This window comes from Streptomyces sp. NPDC017676 (genome assembly GCF_044329325.1).
In the GTDB taxonomy this organism is placed as follows: domain Bacteria; phylum Actinomycetota; class Actinomycetes; order Streptomycetales; family Streptomycetaceae; genus Streptomyces.
Genome location: NZ_JBIRJA010000022.1, coordinates 1 through 16,745, shown reverse-complemented (window position 1 = coordinate 16,745; position 16,745 = coordinate 1). Strand labels below are relative to the sequence as shown.

General features: G+C 71.8%; 14 protein-coding genes and 1 pseudogene. 9 read left to right on the top strand and 6 right to left on the bottom strand.

The window, feature by feature from the left end:
* Positions 1 to 64 precede the first annotated feature (64 nt).
* From ACH4LD_RS36275 to ACH4LD_RS36245, 7 genes are all read left to right on the top strand, one after another.
* A complete protein-coding gene (locus ACH4LD_RS36275) occupies positions 65 to 997 on the top strand; it encodes a UTP--glucose-1-phosphate uridylyltransferase (RefSeq protein WP_398058424.1) in 933 nt (310 codons plus the stop codon).
* 28 nt (positions 998 to 1,025) lie between these two features.
* Entirely contained in the window at positions 1,026 to 1,811 is a 786-nt protein-coding gene (locus tag ACH4LD_RS36270; RefSeq protein ID WP_398058423.1) for an SDR family NAD(P)-dependent oxidoreductase, read from the top strand.
* 84 nt (positions 1,812 to 1,895) lie between these two features.
* Entirely contained in the window at positions 1,896 to 3,599 is a 1,704-nt protein-coding gene (locus tag ACH4LD_RS36265; protein WP_398058422.1) for an FAD-dependent oxidoreductase, read from the top strand.
* A 41-nt stretch (positions 3,600 to 3,640) separates the two neighbouring features.
* Positions 3,641 to 4,837: a non-hydrolyzing UDP-N-acetylglucosamine 2-epimerase gene (wecB, locus tag ACH4LD_RS36260; protein WP_398058421.1), complete on the top strand. Its 1,197-nt coding sequence runs from the start codon at positions 3,641 to 3,643 to the stop codon at positions 4,835 to 4,837.
* Positions 4,834 to 5,625 (top strand): hypothetical protein, encoded by a 792-nt coding sequence (locus tag ACH4LD_RS36255; RefSeq protein ID WP_398058420.1) that lies wholly within the window; start codon positions 4,834 to 4,836, stop codon positions 5,623 to 5,625. Before wecB ends, ACH4LD_RS36255 begins: the two co-directional genes overlap by 4 nt.
* 20 nt (positions 5,626 to 5,645) lie before the next feature.
* The gene (locus tag ACH4LD_RS36250) at positions 5,646 to 6,887 is read left to right on the top strand and encodes an FG-GAP repeat domain-containing protein (protein ID WP_398058419.1); all 1,242 of its coding nucleotides are present in this window, start codon (positions 5,646 to 5,648) and stop codon (positions 6,885 to 6,887) included.
* A gap of 109 nt (positions 6,888 to 6,996) precedes the next feature.
* Positions 6,997 to 8,256, top strand: coding sequence for an acyltransferase family protein (locus ACH4LD_RS36245; RefSeq protein WP_398058418.1), 1,260 nt, complete (start codon positions 6,997 to 6,999; stop codon positions 8,254 to 8,256).
* A 67-nt stretch (positions 8,257 to 8,323) separates the two neighbouring features.
* On the opposite strand, the gene ACH4LD_RS36240 is transcribed toward ACH4LD_RS36245, so the two are convergent.
* Genes ACH4LD_RS36240 through ACH4LD_RS36225 form a run of 4 tightly spaced genes read right to left on the bottom strand, consistent with a single transcriptional unit; the run spans position 8,324 to position 12,177 of the window.
* Positions 8,324 to 9,298 (bottom strand): MsnO8 family LLM class oxidoreductase, encoded by a 975-nt coding sequence (locus ACH4LD_RS36240; protein ID WP_398058417.1) that lies wholly within the window; start codon positions 9,296 to 9,298, stop codon positions 8,324 to 8,326.
* 14 nt (positions 9,299 to 9,312) lie between these two features.
* The gene (locus ACH4LD_RS36235) at positions 9,313 to 9,834 is read right to left on the bottom strand and encodes a hypothetical protein (protein WP_132789331.1); all 522 of its coding nucleotides are present in this window, start codon (positions 9,832 to 9,834) and stop codon (positions 9,313 to 9,315) included.
* The gene (locus tag ACH4LD_RS36230; RefSeq protein ID WP_398058416.1) at positions 9,831 to 10,724 is read right to left on the bottom strand and encodes an alpha/beta hydrolase; all 894 of its coding nucleotides are present in this window, start codon (positions 10,722 to 10,724) and stop codon (positions 9,831 to 9,833) included. Before ACH4LD_RS36230 ends, ACH4LD_RS36235 begins: the two co-directional genes overlap by 4 nt.
* Entirely contained in the window at positions 10,714 to 12,177 is a 1,464-nt protein-coding gene (locus ACH4LD_RS36225; RefSeq protein WP_398058415.1) for an MFS transporter, read from the bottom strand. Before ACH4LD_RS36225 ends, ACH4LD_RS36230 begins: the two co-directional genes overlap by 11 nt.
* Before the next feature lie 249 nt (positions 12,178 to 12,426).
* Between ACH4LD_RS36225 and ACH4LD_RS36220 the strand changes: the two genes are divergently transcribed.
* Positions 12,427 to 13,320: a helix-turn-helix transcriptional regulator gene (locus ACH4LD_RS36220; protein ID WP_398058414.1), complete on the top strand. Its 894-nt coding sequence runs from the start codon at positions 12,427 to 12,429 to the stop codon at positions 13,318 to 13,320.
* Positions 13,321 to 13,621: 301 nt separating this feature from the next.
* Here ACH4LD_RS36220 and ACH4LD_RS36215 read toward each other — a convergent pair whose 3' ends face one another.
* Together ACH4LD_RS36215 and ACH4LD_RS36210 are read right to left on the bottom strand one after the other, a co-directional pair.
* Positions 13,622 to 14,842 (bottom strand): IS701 family transposase, encoded by a 1,221-nt coding sequence (locus ACH4LD_RS36215; protein ID WP_398058413.1) that lies wholly within the window; start codon positions 14,840 to 14,842, stop codon positions 13,622 to 13,624.
* Positions 14,843 to 15,027: 185 nt separating this feature from the next.
* Positions 15,028 to 16,095, bottom strand: a complete 1,068-nt coding sequence (locus ACH4LD_RS36210; RefSeq protein WP_398058412.1) for a ferritin-like protein — start codon at positions 16,093 to 16,095, stop codon at positions 15,028 to 15,030.
* 549 nt (positions 16,096 to 16,644) lie between these two features.
* Between ACH4LD_RS36210 and ACH4LD_RS36205 the strand changes: the two are divergent.
* Positions 16,645 to 16,745 (top strand): annotated as a pseudogene (locus ACH4LD_RS36205) (ketol-acid reductoisomerase); the annotation flags it as partial.

Sequence of the window (16,745 nt, the reverse complement as noted above, 5' to 3'; positions counted from 1 at the left end):
GAATCGGTTCCGCGTCGGCCGGAACTCCTCGTCCGGCCGGGCGCCCGGTCGATAAATTCGCCGCATGACCAGTTCCCGCCGCTTGATGAAAGCCGTCATCCCGGCCGCCGGACTGGGCACGCGATTCCTTCCGGCGACGAAAGCCGTGCCGAAGGAAATGCTGCCGTTGGTCGACAGGCCGGCCATTCAGTACGTGGTGGAGGAGGCCGTCTCGTCGGGCCTCTCCGACATCCTGATGGTGACGGGGCGGAACAAGCGCCCCGTGGAGGACCACTTCGACCGCGGTTTCGAAATCGAGACCATGCTGCGGGAAAGAGGCGAGGACACCAAGCTGTCCCGGCTCGCCTCTCCCGCTTCCTTCGCGAACATCCACTATGTGCGTCAGGGGGAACCGCGGGGGCTCGGCCACGCGGTGCTGCGGGCGGCGTCCCATGTCGGCGACGACCCCTTCGCGGTACTTCTCGGCGACGATCTGATCGACCCCAGGGATCCGCTGCTGGCCCGGATGATCGAGGTCCGCCACCGGTACGGCGGCAGCGTGCTGGCCCTGATGGAGGTCGCCCCGCACGAGATCTCCCGGTACGGGTGCGCGGCGGTGACCGAGACCGACGAGCACGACGTCCTGCGGGTGACCGCGCTGGTGGAGAAGCCGTCCGCGGACCGGGCGCCGAGCCGCTACGCGGTGCTGGGCCGTTACGTCCTCGACCCCGGCGTCTTCGGTGTCCTGCGCCGCACCGGGCCGGGGCGCGGGGGTGAGATCCAGCTCACCGACGCCCTCGGCACGATGTGCGGGACCGGGACCGCGGGCCCGGTGCACGCGGTGGTCTTCTCCGGGCGCCGCTACGACACCGGCGATCCCGGCGAGTACCTGCGCGCCGTGGTCCGGCTGGCCTGGGAACGCGAGGACCTGGGACCGGATTTCCGGCGGTGGCTCGGCGAATTCGTGGCCTCCCGCACGCGCCTTCCGGCAGCCGCGGAAGGCCTGGAAGCCGCTTGAGGGGAAAGCGACACGGAAGGGAGTCCCCGTGGACCTGGAACTCTCCGGAAAGGTGTACGTCGTCACCGGTGCGTCTGCCGGGATCGGCGCGGCCGTCACACGGTTGCTGGCCGCCGAGGGAGCCCGCGTGGTCGGTGTCGCACGCCGCGCCGAGAGGTGGGACCCGGCTGACGGAAACGTATGGGCGTTCACCGCTGACGTCACCGATCCCGAGGCTGCCCGGCGTATTGCCGAAGCCGCGCTGGGCCGGTACGGGCGTATCGACGGTCTGGTGAACAACGCCGGTGGTCTGACGGCCCGTACGGGATTCCTGGGAACCACCGACGACGACTGGAAAGCCACGTTCGAACTGAATCTGCATTCCGCGGTCCGGATGACCCGCGCGGTGCTGCCGGCACTCGTCGAGCAGCGCTCGGGAAGCATCGTGCACATCGCGAGCGAGGCCGCCCGTTACCCGGCGCCGCCCCTGCTGGACTACGCGGCGGCCAAGACGGCGCTGCTGTCGGTCTCCAAGTCGCTCTCGGCGGAGTTCGCGCCCGTGGGCGTGCGCTCGAACGTCGTCTCGCCGGGCCCGACCCGCACCGAACTGTTCGACGCGCCGGGCGGCTTCGCCGAGCAGCTCGCGCAGCGCTACGGCACCTCCCCCGACGAGGCCGTCGACCGCTTCGTCCGCGAGGAGCGCCGGCTGCCGAGCGGGCGCATCGGTCACCCCCGGGACGTGGCCACGGTCGTCGCCTATCTGCTCTCCCCCCTCGCCGGTCAGGTCACCGGCGCCGAATGGACCGTCGACGGCGGCGCCCTGCGCCAGATCTGACGACACCTGGACGGAGCCACCGCCTCACCCCGGTGAGCAATCGCACTTTCCCTCCCCGACCCATCGATTCCACATGAGGTGTACATGACATCGCCTGCCACGGCATCCACGCGCAGGACCGCCGCACCCCTGGACCGCCGTTCCCTCCTCACCCGCGGCGCCGCCCTTGCCGGCGGTGTGACGGCGGCGGCGGCCGGGCTGACCGCCACCGCCTCCCCCGCGCACGCCGCGGAGCCGTACGAGAAGGGCGCGCTCATCGGCCCCGACGACCCGCGCTACCCCCTTCTGACCACGGGGAACAACCAGCGGTACGTCGCCCGGCCCGACTACGTGAAGATGATCCGCTCGACCCGGGACGCCGAACGCGCGCTGAGCGCCGCCCACCGGGCCGGCAAGCGGGTCTCCGTGCGCAGCGGGGGCCACTGCTTCGCGCCGCTGGTGTGCAACCCGGAGGTCGAGGTCATCCTGGACTTCTCGGAGATGACGGACGTCGGCTACGACCCTGCCAGACGCGCCTTCTACGTCGAGCCCGGCGCCCGGCTGCTCAACGTCTACGAGGCGCTGTACAAGGGCTGGGGTGTCACCATCCCCGGTGGCATCTGCTACAGCGTCGGCGCCGGCGGCCACATAGCGGGTGGCGGCTACGGGCTGCTCTCCCGCGCCCACGGCCTGGTCGTCGACCACCTGTACGCGGTGGAGGTCGTCACCGTCGACGAGCGGGGGCGGGTCCGCACCACGGTCGCCACCCGCGAGGCGGACGACCCCGCCAGGGACCTGTGGTGGGCGCACACCGGCGGGGGCGGCGGCAACTTCGGCCTGGTCACCCGCTACTGGTTCCGCTCGCCCGACGCCAGGGGCACCGCTCCGGAGGACCAGTTGATGTCCCCGCCCTCCAAGGTCCTGGTCCACGCGGTCGACCTGCCCTGGGAGGACCTCGACGAGGCCAGGTTCACCCGGCTGCTGAAGAACTTCGGTGCCTGGCACGAGGCCCACAGCGCGCCGGACTCCCCCTACCGGCACCTGTCCAGCCTCTTCAACGTCAGCTCGCGGGCCCACGGCAGCCTGGGCATGTTCACCCAGGTCGACGCGACCGTGCCCGGCGCCCGCACGCTGCTGGACGACTACTTCGCCGCGATCACCGCCGGCACCGGTCTGACCCCACGGCCGATGGCCAAGGGCAACGGGGAGATCCCGCACCTGCCGGACCTGGCGGAGCCCCGCGTGATGCCGTGGCTGAACGCCGCCCGGCTGGTCGGCACGAACAACCCGACCATCACCAACCCCGTGTCCCGGGCCGCGCACAAGTCCGGCTACATGCGCCGCAACTTCAGCGACCAGCAGATCGCCGCCCTGTACAAGTACATGACGCGGCCCGACTTCGAGAACCCGGACACCATGCTGGTGCTGTTCTCCTTCGGCGGCCAGGTCAACGCGGTCGCGCCGGACGCCACGGCGAACGCGCAGCGCGACTCCGTGTTCAAGATGACCTTCCAGACCTTCTGGCCCGACGCGCGGGACGACGACTTCTACCTGGACTGGATCCGCGGCCTGTACGCCGAGTTCTTCGCCGAGACCAAGGGGGTTCCGGTGATCGGCGGCCGTACGGACGGCTGCTACATCAACTACTGCGACACCGACATGGCGGACCCGCGCCACAACCGCTCGGGCATCTCCTGGCACAGCCTCTACTACAAGGACAACTACCCCCGGCTGCAGCAGGTCAAGAAGCGCTGGGACCCGGGGAACTTCTTCCGTCACGCCCTGTCCGTCGAGCCCGCCCGGAAGTGACCCCGCCGGCTCGATCCGACATCCGAATCGGGAGACACCTGATGCGAACCGTCGCCGTGGTCCTGGGCACCCGCCCGGAGGCCATCAAACTCGCCCCGGTGATACACGCTCTGCGGGAGGACCCCCGCTTCGAGCCGATCGTCATCTCGACCGGTCAGCACCGGGAGATGCTGGACGAGACGATGCGCGAGTTCGATCTGAGCCCCGACATCGACCTCGCGGTCATGGTTCCGGGGCAGACGCTCTCGCAGACCACCTACCGTGCGCTGCGCGAACTGGAGGGGCAACTCGACTCACTGAAGCTTCAGGCCGTGCTGGTGCACGGCGACACGGCCACCACCATGGCCGGCGCGCTCGCCGCCTTCCACCACCGGATCCCGTTGATCCACGTGGAAGCGGGCCTGCGCAGCGGATTCCTCGGGTCGCCCTTCCCGGAGGAGGGCAACCGCCGCATGATCGCCCAGATCGCGGCGCTGCACCTGGCCCCCACGCCGGGCAACAAGGCGAACCTGCTGAGCGAGGGCATCGCCGAGGAGACGATCGCGGTGACCGGCAACACGGTCATCGACGCCCTGCACTGGGCCGGGAACAAGGCGGACGGCTTCGGCCACCCGGCGCTGGAGGACCTGGACACCGACACCCGCAAGGTCGTCCTCGCCTCCGCGCACCGGCGGGACGCCTGGCCCCACCTGCCGCAGATCGCCCGCGCCTTCGCGGCCGTCGCCGACGAGCCCGGCACCCGTGTCGTCGTACCGCTGCACCGCAACCCGGCGGTGCGCAGGGCGGTGCTGCCCGCGATCGAGGGCCACCCGGACATCACGGTCGTCGACCCGCTGCCGTACCTGAACTTCTGCCGGCTCATGCGGCGCGCCGACATCATCCTGTCGGACAGCAGCGGCGCCCAGGAGGAGGGTCCGGCGCTGGGCAAGCCGACGCTGGTGATCAGCAATGTCACCGAGAGGTCGGAAGCCGTGGTCGCGGGCACCGCGCGGCTGGTCGGCACCTCCTACGACGGCGTGTACACCCACACCGTCGAGCTGCTGCGCGACGAGGAGGCCTACGCGCGGATGGCCTCCGCCGCCAACCCGTACGGCGACGGGCGCGCCACCCGGCGCACCGTCGACGCGATCGCGCACTTCTTCGGCGACGGCCCGCCGGCCGAGCCGTTCGTGCCGGAGACCGAGACCGACGAGCTGAGCGTGGAGCTGGCCCGGACCGCGGAGTTCGCGCGCTCATGACGGGGCTGACGACCACGCAGACCGTGGACGCCGGTGCCGTGGGCGCGGTGCGCGCCCTGGACCTCGGCGGCGGCCACGTCACGGCGACCGCGGTGGCGGACGCGCGCGAGTTCCGGGTCGACGGGCGGGCGATCGTCGTCAACTGCGGGACGCGCGACGCGTACGTCGCCGAGTCCCCGCGCCGGCCGATCCCCCCGTTGACCTCGACGATCCTGGCCGACACGGTGATCGTCGAGGCCGGGCTCCTGCTGGTGCTGCGCACGGAGGACGAGGACGCGGCGGACATCGGCGCCATCAGGCGGGCGCCGGGCTGGGCCCGGCTGGGCGAGTTGCTGGGCGACCGGATCGCGGACGGGCCCGGCACCACCGGCGGTGTGCCGTTCGACGCGCGGATCCCGCTGTGGCGGGGCCCTCAGGAGACCGCCGGGCGGGTCGCGTTCGACCCGGCGCACATCCTGCGCGAAGCCCCGGTTCCCGGACCGGAGGAGCTCTTCGAGGTACGGGTCAACCTGTGGTTCGCCCCGGCGGGCACCGACTGTTTCATCCACAACCGGCACGAGTTCATCGAGGTCCACACGCAGGTGGCCGGCCGGGGCCGGATGCAGAAGTTCCGGCGCCAGGACCCCGGCACGCTCTACCAGGACCTGCCGATGAGCCCCGGACACACCACACCGGACCCGTTCTGCTCGCTCGGGTCCGACGGCGCCTTCGTCCACCCCTGGCACCAGTACCACGCCGACACCGACTGCGTGTGGCTGGCGATCGAGTACCACCGCCTGGCGCGGTGACCGTTGAGCGGAGTGAGGACATGAGCGACATCAGGATCCCGAAGTTCACCCCGGAGCTGGTGGCCGACCAACTGCGCGACGGCTACTGGCTGGAGGCCCCGGACATCGACGGGGACGGCCGGCCCGACCTGTTCGGCTACGGGCTGCGCCTGGGCGAGATCTACTGGTACCAGAACGACGGCGAGTGGACCCGGCGCCTGGCGGCCGACGGCTTCCGCATGCCGGTCGGCGCCGACTTCGCCGACGTCAGCGGCAACGGCTCGCCCGACATCATCGTCTGCTACGAGCTGTACGGGCCGATCGGCACCATCGTCGACCCCGACCCGCAGGGCGGCAAGATCGCCTGGCTGGAGAACCCGGGCGCGCCCGACAAGGACCCCACGCGCTGGAAGAAGCACTACGTCGGCCGCGCCACCGGCATGCACCGGCTGCGGGCGGGCTACTTCACCCAGTCGGAGCGGCTGGAGATCATCGGCCTGCCCATCGTGGCCGAGGCCGACGTGCACGCGGTGCTGCCGGTGGTGTTGTTCTCCCGGCCGGACGACGTGCTGACCGCCGAGGAATGGCCGATGACGATCATCGACGACACGAGCTTCCGCATGATCCACGGGGCGGAGAAGAAGCGGGGGCTCATTCCCGGCTCGGACCGCGACTCGCTGCTGCTGGCCTCCGACGAGGGGGTCACGTGGCTGTACTACGACGCCGAGCGCGGTGAGTGGGTCAGCGAACGCATCGGCGCCGGCGAGCCGACCCAGTTCGAGCGGACCGGCTTCCGGGGCAGCGGTGACCTGGACGCCGGGCGGCTGGGGGGCGACCCCATGGCGTACGTCGCCGCGGTGGAGCCGTTCCACGGCAACACGGTGGCCGTGTACACCAAGCGGGACGGCGGAGCCGGCTGGCAGCGGACGCTGCTGGACGTCTACGGCGACCCGAACGAGAACGGCGAGGGTCCCGGCCACCAGATCGTGTGCGCCGACTTCGACGGCGACGGCGACGACGAGTTCCTGGTGGCGCTGCGCGGCCCGTGGCCCTGGCAGGGCGTCATGTACTACAAGGCCGTCGACGCGGCCAAGGGCGTCTGGGCCAAGTGGCGGGTGTCGGACGAGTCCGTCGCGCGCATCGCCACCGCCGACTTCAGCGGCGACGGCCGGCTCGACTTCGCCACCATCGCGTACTCGGTGCAGAACTACTACGTGGCCAAGGACGCGAAGATCGTCGTCCACCGCAACGAGATCGACATGGCCGGCGGCACCGCCAGGTAGGGCGCGCGCCGGACTTCCGGGGCGGTCGCGACCGGCCGCCCCGGACCGCTTTCCCCCCGTACGACAGGTCTTCTCCGGGACCGGGAACACCTCCACTGGAGCCTATGTCATGAGCATTTCCACGATGCGTTCCGCGGCGGAGACCGGATCCACGGGTCCGGCCCGGCTGCCGTCGCTGACCGGCCTGAGGTTCTTCGCGGCGCTGCTCGTCTTCCTCTTCCACACCTCCCTGTCCAACTCGCCCATCCCGCCCAACGACCCGATCAACCCGTTCGCCGACGCCGGCGTCGCGCACGCCTACGAGAAGGCGTTCCTCAACACCGGGTACATCGGGGTGTCGTTCTTCTTCGTGCTCTCCGGCTTCGTGCTGACCTGGTCGGCGCGGCCAGGGCAGTCCGCGCACGCCTTCTGGCGCCGCCGGATGACAAAGATCTTCCCGAACCACGTCGTGGTGTTCACGGCCTCGCTCGTGCTCTTCGCCGGCGCCACGATCACGTCCGTCGGGCAGTGGCTGCCCAACCTGCTGCTGGTACACACCTTCTTCCCGCAGCCGGAGATCAACCTCAGCATGAATCCGCCGAGTTGGTCCCTCGGCAGCGAGCTGCTGTTCTACCTGCTGTTCCCGCTGCTGATCGTGCCGGTGCGCAGGCTGCGGGAGGGCGCCTTGTGGGGCTGGGCGGCGGTCATGGTCGCCGGCACCGTGGTGGTCCAGCTCGTCTCGACGTACCTGGTGCCCGACACCCCCAAGTCGGCGATCACCCCGATCTCCGACAAGCAGTTCTGGTTCGGCTACCTCTTCCCGCCGGGCCGTCTCTTCGAGTTCGTGCTCGGCATCCTGCTGGCGCGGATCGTGCTGGCCGGCCGCTGGCCGCGGTGGATGGGCATCGGGGTGTCGCTCGCGCTGTGCGCGCTGGGGTACGCGGCCGGGTTCGCCGTGCCGTTCCAGTACACGTTCGTCGTCGCGACGATCGTCCCGATCGGTGCGCTGATCGCCTCGGTGGCGGCGGCCGACGCCGCCGGGCGCGTCACCTGGCTGCGCAGCCGGCCGATGGTCTGGCTCGGCGAGGTGTCCTTCGGGTTCTACCTCGTGCAGGGCGTGTCCATCTTCTACCTGCGGTCCCTGCTGGACGGCGCCACCTACGGCGTGCCCGTGGCGCTGCTGGTCGTCGTCGGGTTCTTCTGCACGTCCCTGCTGGGCGGCTGGCTGCTGTACCGGTTCGTGGAGACGCCGGCCATGCACCGCTTCGGCCGCAGCCGCAGGGCGGTCCGCCCGGCACCGGCCACCCCGGCGGAACCGACCGTTCCGGCTGCCCCGGACACCCCGGCCGAGGCCGCCGAGCCGCGGCCCACGTCGCTGGGCGCCCTTTGATCCCTGGGAACACGGGCGGGGGACCGGGATCGTCCCGGTCCCCCCGTTGTATTTCGCGACCGGCCCCTCAGACGTCGGCCGGGGCCGGCAGCACGCCGGCCGATGAGAACTCGGCGAGCAGCCGGTACGAGGACAACCGGTCCCACGGGTCGCAGGTCAGCGTGTTGACCATGATCTCGTCGACGCCGTGCTCGTCGGCCAGCGCGGCGAGCCGCCGTGTCACCTGCTCCGGCGTCCCCCACACCAGCGAGGCCCGGCGGACGGCGGCTCGCTGCACCTCCAGGGAGGTCCAGCGGTGGCCGACCGCCTCCTCGGGGGTGGGCAGCGGAAGGTCCTCGCCCAGGTCCTTGCGGCTGCGCCACAGCAGGACGCTGTGCGCGAGCGCCTCGGCCCGGTCCTCGCTCTCGGCGGTGACCACGCGCACCGCCAGGACACCGCCCGGTGCCGGCCGGCCCACCCGCTCGGCGAAGGCCGTACGGTAGGCGGCGAGCGACTCCCGCGCGGGGCGGGGGTCGAGGAAGTGGGCGAACGCGTAGTCCGTCCCCAGCTCCCCCGCGAGGGCGGCCGACCCGCCGCCCGCGCCCAGCAGCCACATCCGCGGCGGCACGGGCGGGACCTGCGCCCCCTCCCCCGCTTCCGCCTCGGCACCGTCCATGCCGAGGAGCACCCGCAGCGCCCGCACCCGCTCCGGGAAGTCGTGGGCCGGACCACCCGCCCGGCCGAGGCCCAGGTCGACCCGGTCCGGGTACAGCGAGGCCAGTACGCCGAAGACCTCGGCGACCTTCACCGGCGAGTAGCGGGGCAGCAGCACCCCGCCGGTGCCGACCCGCATCCGGCTCGTGCGGGCCAGCAGGACCGCCGCCAGGACCTCCGGCGCGCTGCCGGCGAACCCCGGCGATCCATGGTGCTCGGCCACCCAGTAGCGGACGTAGCCCCACTCCTCGGCGGCCTGCGCCAGGTCGGCCGAGGCCCGCAGGGCGTCGGCCGGGGTGAAGCCCGCGCCGACGGGCGACTGGTCCAGCACCGACAACCGCGGGACCATCGGCGCTCCTCCTCTCACTGTCCCGCCCGCACGACGGCGGGCACGATCCGGTAGTCGCGCTGGAAGACGAGGTTGTGCAGGTCCCCGGTGGCGATGGCCCGCAGTGTGGGCACCTCGGCCGCGGCCTGCTCGGGGGTGAACACGTTCAGCGGCCAGTCGTGGACGGTCGCGCCCCGCAGGTGCGGATGGTGGAAGCCCCGGCCGTAGAAGGCGAGCAGCGTGATGGGGGCGATCCCGGCCGCCCGCTGTTCGGGCCAGGACAGCGTCCACTCGGCCCCGAGCCCTCCGTCCGAGGTGCGCCGCACGCCGCTCGCCGTCACCTCGCCGGTGTTCAGCAGCAGGACGGCGTCGAACTCCTGGAGGACCTGGACGGCGTGGGGGTGGAGCAGCTCCACGGCGCGCTCGAAGTGCCGTTCCTTGCCCTGCCGCGTGTGCGTGTCGCCGCCCTCGCCGTGGGTGCCGTCCCGCAGGTCCGCGAAGTGCCGGGCCAGTGCGGCGAGGTGGGGCAGCTCGGTCTCGGTGTGTGCGGTGGTCATGTCGTCTCCTTCGGTGACGTGAGGTGCCGGCGCAGGGTCGTGCCGAGCCAGCACCGCAGACGTGGGTTCCCCCGGCCGGGGCCGTCACCGGCGAGGAAGGCCGCGTGCGGGGTGTGCGGGAAGACCCGCAGCCGCACGGAGGTGCCCGCCTCGCGCAGCCGCCGGGCGTACTCCGTCACGTCGTCGCGGACCGGGTCGAGGTCCCCGACGGCGAGGACGGCCGGCGCCAGCCCGGTGAGCCGGTCGGCCTCCAGGGGGGTGCTGTACAGCGGTACGCCGCCACGTACGGCCGTACCCGCTCCGCCGCGGTACATCCGCCACGCCCGCCGCAGGTCGTCCGCGGCCGGGAAGGCGCCCGGGTCGCGGGTGTAGGCGGGGGCGGTGCAGCCGGGGTCCAGCGGCGGGTAGGCCAGCACCTGCGCGGCCAGCGGCTCGTTCCGGTCGCGCCGGGCCAGGGCCGCGCAGGCGCCCAGCGTCCCGCCCGCGCTGTCCCCGCCGACCGCCAGCGGCTCGCCGTCCGCCTGCTCCTCGGCCCAGGCGAGCGCGGTGAGCAGGTCGTCGAGCTGGGCCGGGTGCCGGTAGCGGGGGGCGAGGCGGTAGCCGGTGCTGACCACGGTGCATCCCGAGACCCGCGCCAGGTCCATGACCGGCTCGTGCCAGTGCTCCAGGGAGCCCGCCTGCCAGCTGCCGCCGTGCGCCCAGACGAGCCAGCCGAAGGCTTCCGCGCCGGGGCGGTAGACCCGGACCGGGACGCGGTGCGTCCCGGCGTCGAGCCACAGGGCCTCCCAGGCGGGTCCGCCGGGCCGACGGCCGTCCGGGCGGGCCGCGACGGCCTCGCGGCGGCCCGGACGGTCGTCGTGCGGCGCGTACCGCCGGGCGTTACTGCGCACGGGAGGCCGCGCCGCGCAGGAAGACGGCGCTGGTGAGCACACCCAGGAGCACGATGGCGGCGTTCACCGCGATCGCGACCTTCAGACCGCCGAGGATGGCCGGGGCGCCGGTGCCGGTCATCGCGGCGGTGGCGATGGCGCTCATGATCGGCGTGCCCATGGTGATGCCGATCTGCTGCGTCATGGTGGCGAGCCCGGTGGCCAGGCCCTGTTCGTGGTCGGCCAGCCCGGAGGTGGCGGTGACCATGAAGCCGACGATGACGAGCATGTTCCCGACGCCGCCGGCGAAGGTGGCGACCAGCAGCAGCCACATCCACCCGCGGTCGTCGCCGAGGCCGAGCAGGGCGGCCGTGAAGACCGTCTGGAGCAGCCCGCCGGTGATCAGCGTGCTCTTGCTGCCGATCTTCCCGATGACCTTCGGGGCGACGGATCCGCCGACGACCGTGCCGATGCCCAGCACGCCGAAGGAGAGGCCCGCGGCCAGCGCCGAGAAGCCCAGGACCTCCTGGAGGTAGAGGGTGAGCAGGAAGACCAGGGAGGTCTCGGTCAGGAAGGCGATCAGACCGGCGAGGTTGCCCCAGGCCACCGACCGCTTGCCGAGCACACCGATCGGCACCAGGGGCGCCGCCACCTTGCGCTCGACGGCGTAGAAGACCAGGAGCAGCACGATGCCGACGGCCAGGGGCAGCAGCGCCGAGGACGAGCCCCAGCCGTGTTCGCCGGCCTGGGTGAGGCCGAAGACGATGGCGAGCAGACCGAGCGTGACGCTGACGGCGCCGGGCACGTCCAGCTTCGGGCGCTCGTCGGGACGGGACTCCTTGATGACGGTCGGCGCGACGAGGAGGACGGCGAGGGCGACCGGCACGTTGATGAAGAACGCCCATCGCCACGACAGCAGGTCGGTCAGCAGACCACCGAGGATGGCGCCCGTCGTGAACCCGGCGGACATCAGCGCGCCGTTCAGGCCGAGGGCCTTCTCACGCAGCGGCCCCTCGGGGAACGACGTGGTGAGCAGGGACAGCCCGGCCGGGGTCACCGCCGCGGTGGCCAGACCCTGGAAGACCCGCGCCGCGATCAGCACCTCGGGGTTCTGCGCCAGGCCGCCCGCCAGCGAGGCCACGCCCAGCACCGCGAGGCCGCCGAGGAACAGCCGCCGACGCCCGAACAGGTCGGCGACACGTCCGAACAGCAGGGTGAACCCGGCCGCGCACAGGGCGAAGGCGGTCCCGATCCACTGCAGGTGCGCCAGTGAGAAGCCGAGGCCCTCGCCGATCACCGGCAGGGCGACGTTCAGGATGGAGAAGTCCACGGCCAGCATGAACTGGGCCGCGAGCAGCAGCACCAGCACCAGCCGCAGCCGGGGGGTGAGGACGGCCGGGGCCGTACCGGCGGCCGCACCGGGGGCACCGGCAGTACCGGCCGTACCGGCGGTTTCCGCATCGGTGATGGACATGAGGTCGATATCCCTTTCTCTCAAGCGCGGGCGTCTTGCGCGCCGCTCGGGACAGAGACTCGTCCGCTTCCAGAAGGCCAGCCAGAACCCTGTCTCGCACAGTCAGCGCGAGGGTGGTCATCTCATGACCACCCTTACCGCTCCCGACTGCCGTGACCTGCGGGCATCATGGACGAAGAGCCGCTTGCGCCCGCAAGCACCGTCGCCCGGCGGCCGTGCGGCCGGGCATGTACGACAGGGGAGGCATCGATGGACGCTCCGTCCGAGCTGGGAGACTTCCTCAAGTCCCGCCGTGCCGCACTGCGGCCCGAGGACGTCGGCATCACGCCGCATCCGACCCGCCGCCGCGTCACCGGGCTGCGCAGGGAGGAGCTGGCCATGCTCGCCGGCGTCAGCATCACCCACTACACCCGTCTCGAACAGGGCCGTGCCACGAGCGCGTCGGACGCCGTGCTGGACGCGCTCGCCCGCACCCTGCGGCTCACCGAGGACGAGACCGCGCACCTGAAGGACCTGGCCCGGCCGTCCGCCGCGTCCCGCCCGGCACCGCCGCGGGTGGAACACGCCAGCGCCTCCGCACGCCAGCTGCTGGCCGCGATGACCGACGTGCCGGCGCTCGTCCTGGACCGCCGCAACGACGTCCTCGCCTGGAACGCGCTGGGCCACGCCCTGCTCGCCGGACACCTGCCGTCCGACAGCCCCGACACCCCGGCCGGCCGGCCCAACCTGACGCGGATGCTGTTCCTGGACGAGCAGTACCGCGAGCTGTACACCGACTGGGACGAGGAGGCGCAGCTCGCCGTCGCCTCCCTGCGCCTGGTGGCCGGCCGCCACCCCGACGACCGCCGGCTGGCCGAGCTCGTCGGCCAGCTCACCGTCCAGTGCGACGAGTTCGCCTCCCGCTGGGCACGGCACCCGGTGCGCACCTGCACCTCGGGCGTGAAACGGCTGCACCATCCGCTCGTCGGCGCGATGGACCTCAGCTTCGAGAACCTCGTCATCCCCGGTACGTCCGGACAGCGGCTGATCGCCTACACCGCCGAGCCCGGCTCGCCCGCCGAGGCGGCGCTGCGCCTGCTGGGCAGCGTGGCCGCCTCCGGGGGCTCGACGGACGAGGACGTCTCCGCGACCGCGCGACGCTGACGGCGCGGTCGCGGGCGGGCGAGACCGGCCGGGCGGGAGCGGCCGGGCGGGCGATGTGGTGCGGGCGACCCGGAATGGACGGGCGCGGGCAGAGGGTCCCGTACAGGCGACCTGGTGTGGACGGGCCGGCAAAGGGTGTGGTGCGGGCGACCTGGCGTCGACGCTCCTGTGCGGGCGACCTGGTGTGGACGGGCCCGGGGCAGACGGTCCGGTCCGAGCCGGCCACTACGGACGGCCCGGACCGGATGAGCCGATGCGGGCCGCCCAGCGCGGACGAGACGATCCGGCGGGGCGGCCCGGCTCAGGCGGGTCGCCGCCCGGTCGGCACCAGCACGGACGGGCGGGCGGAGCCGACGAGGCGCAGATGGGCGTACGCGGCGGACACCATGGTCATGTGGTGGTGCCAGGCGGGGAAGGAGCGCCCGGCGAAGTCCAGCAGCTCGTACCGACCGTCCAGGCACTCGGCCGTGTCGAGGGAGCTGACGTAGCAGCGGGCCAGTTCCAGGAGTTCGTCGAGCCGGTGGTGCACGAGGTTGGTGAGCCACATCCGGGAGTCCGGCGCCCCGTCCGGGCCGAGTTCGCTGAACAGCCGGTAGGCCCGCCGTTCGCCGCCGGTTCCCGGCCCCTCCCCCACGGGCCGCCAGATCAGTGCGGACAGCACCTGGGCCTGCCGGAAGCGGCCGTCGGAACCGGTGACGGCAGCGGCATGGCGGTTCCACATCCGCGGCGCGCCCGCGCCCGCCGCGACGCCCGCCACTTCCCCCGGCCCGCGCCGAGGCCGCCCCCGCACCGCCCCGCGCGGCTGCCCTGCCGGGCGGCGCCGCTCGCTGACCCGCCCCGTGCCCTCGGACAGAGCGCGCGGATGAACGGCGACGACGAAGTCCCGTCCGGTGGCATCGAGGAGTTCGGTCAGCTCCGTCACGTCGGGTGCCTCGGTCATGTCGGCCACCACCGGCACCTGCGGTGAGCCGGTGCGACAGGCCCGGTCGGCGATCAGGTCAAGGGCGTGCCGCCACTGCGGGCGGAAGGTCTCGGCCTTCGGGATGCGGGCGCGGCTCCGCAGTCCGGGGTCGTCGGCCCACTGCCGGGGCAGGAACAGCCGCCAGTCGACGGGGAAGTTGGCTCCCGGGCACGACAGGAAGAGGACCGTCGCCATCTGGCAGTTGACACTGCGTCCGGACAACGGGTCGAAGCGCTGGTGCACGCCCACCGACTGGTCGCCGCGTTTGGGCAGGATCACCGGGGTGACGGTCCACGCCCGGACGGACGAGCGCTGCCCGATCCACCGGACGAGCGCCTCGCGGCCCGGCTCCCAGTCCCAGGGGCTGCTGTTGATGAACTGCTGCAACGAGTACCAGACGGTCGGCGAGTCGGACACGGACCCGGCCAGTCGGCGCACGGACTTCTTGCCGTCGGTGAGCAGCAGTCCCTTCAGATAGGTGGCGGCCCACCGGCGTTGATCGGCTCTCGGCAGATACCCGAAGATCTGCCGGGCGAAGCCTTCGACGGATCGCGCGCCCACGTCCGCCGCGGTCTGATGTGCGGATAACGAGAACACGGCTGTTGCTCCCTCATCACACTGCGAGAACAAGTCCGCCGCACATCAAACCATCCAGGTCCGGCACGGACCGTGACGCAGACCTCACGACCGGATAACGGCAGATTAAAATGATCCGGGCATGATCCGGGCCGGAGGAGATGGAGGGCTCAGGCCCGGTTTTCGGGTGCGACGTACTCGAAGGTGGGGCCGGCGGCCAGGCCGGCGTCGTCCTGCATCGCCATCAGGCTCTGTGCCTGTCCCTTGATCGCGTACATCGTGCCGACTGACATGCCCAGCATGGCCGGGTTGCCGTTGAAGGCCTGCTCCAGCTGGTGCAACATCTTGCAGTACGTCTGGTTGAACGCTTCCTGCGCGGTGCGGATCGCGCTGCCCTCGGGGTGGTCCTCCAGCCGCGGGTTGGGGCGCAAGGGGCGGACGCCGGCGGGGTCCACGGTCACGGCCTCCCCGGTGGGGCCGGACTCGGGCGTGTCACCGGGCTGGTAGCGGCGCCCTGCCGCGAGTTCCTGGAAACGGTAATAGTGGGAGACCGCCTTGGTTTCGGGGTGGAACAGGTCCATGTCCCCGTCCCAGACGTCAGCGCGGGCCGCGCCCTCACCCTGCTCGACGATCTCCTCAAGCGCCGCGAGCGCCGAGCTGAGGTCGGTGACCGGGTTGAGGTGCCCTGCCGTGTGGGCGAACGGGCCGCCGGCCACCTGGCGGGCGGGGTCGCCGGTGAAGACCTGGTCCTCACCCAGTTCGGCGCACAGGCGCCGCAGCCCCTTCTCGATGGCGTCGTAGAACTGCCCGATCGTCTCGTAGTTGTCGCCCTCGGCCGGATCTCCCGGGTGCGCCGGCTGTTCGATGCGGAGGAACATCTCCAGGGCCTCCGGCCCGAACGGCAGGAGAGACAGGTCGATGGAGGGGTCGGCGTGCGGCATGGTCCGCGGGTGTGGGGGCAGCAGGTGCGGCGCGTCCAGGCGGGGCTGTCCGCCGACCGCGTTGAGGAGGTTCGCAGCCAGGGCGAGGTGGATCATCTCCTCGACGAAGACGCCTCCGATGAGCTGTGCGGCCTCCGCGTTCCGTTCGGGGTCGAGGGAGTACAGGGCCGTGAGGTAGGGCGGCAGCGTGGCGTGTTCGAGTTCGATGGCCCACTGCAAGTGCCTGCGAAGATCGTCCAACGTGGCGATACCTGTCGTCGAGGCGGTGTCGACCTTGTCGGGCTGGTCCTGAAACATGAGGAGAGGCTCATTTCGGTGTCGGAGAAGCAAGGGAACAGACCCCCGGCAACTGACTGCGAAGCGTTGAAGCCGCCAAGTGGACGACGGAGCTCTTCGTTCGCAGCCGGAAGAACAGGCCCATACCCTGGAGTCACCTCACTGACAGGGCAGACGACCCATCTGTGACACGGAGACTGAGATCAGGCAACCATCGGTGCTGATCGAGCCGAAGTGGCAGTCCTCAGAGGGTAGTTGTGCTGCGGCACTCTCACAGGCGGGAGCAGTCGCACGACCTGCCCGCCCCAGCATCGCGCAACACACCTTCGGACGCTGAGGAACCACTGCGCGTGCATCCGTCGATGCATGGTAGGTGTGAGATAGTGTTTCGACCGCCGGGCCGACGGCGGCGGTCCTGCCGCGGTTTCCGAACTCCTGCCTGGCAGGACACACCCGGACTCCCCCGGCCCTGTTTCTCGTGTTCCCCGCTCTCCGGAGGCGCCATGCTCGCTCTCGGTCGCTCTCTCGCCAAGCATGCGCCTGGGGAGTTACCCATGAAAGGTGTATCCCATGGCTGAGCTGTTCTACGACGCCGATGCCGACCTGTCCATCATCCAGGGCCGCAAGGTCGCGGTCATCGGCTACGGCAGCCAGGGCCACGCCCACGCCCT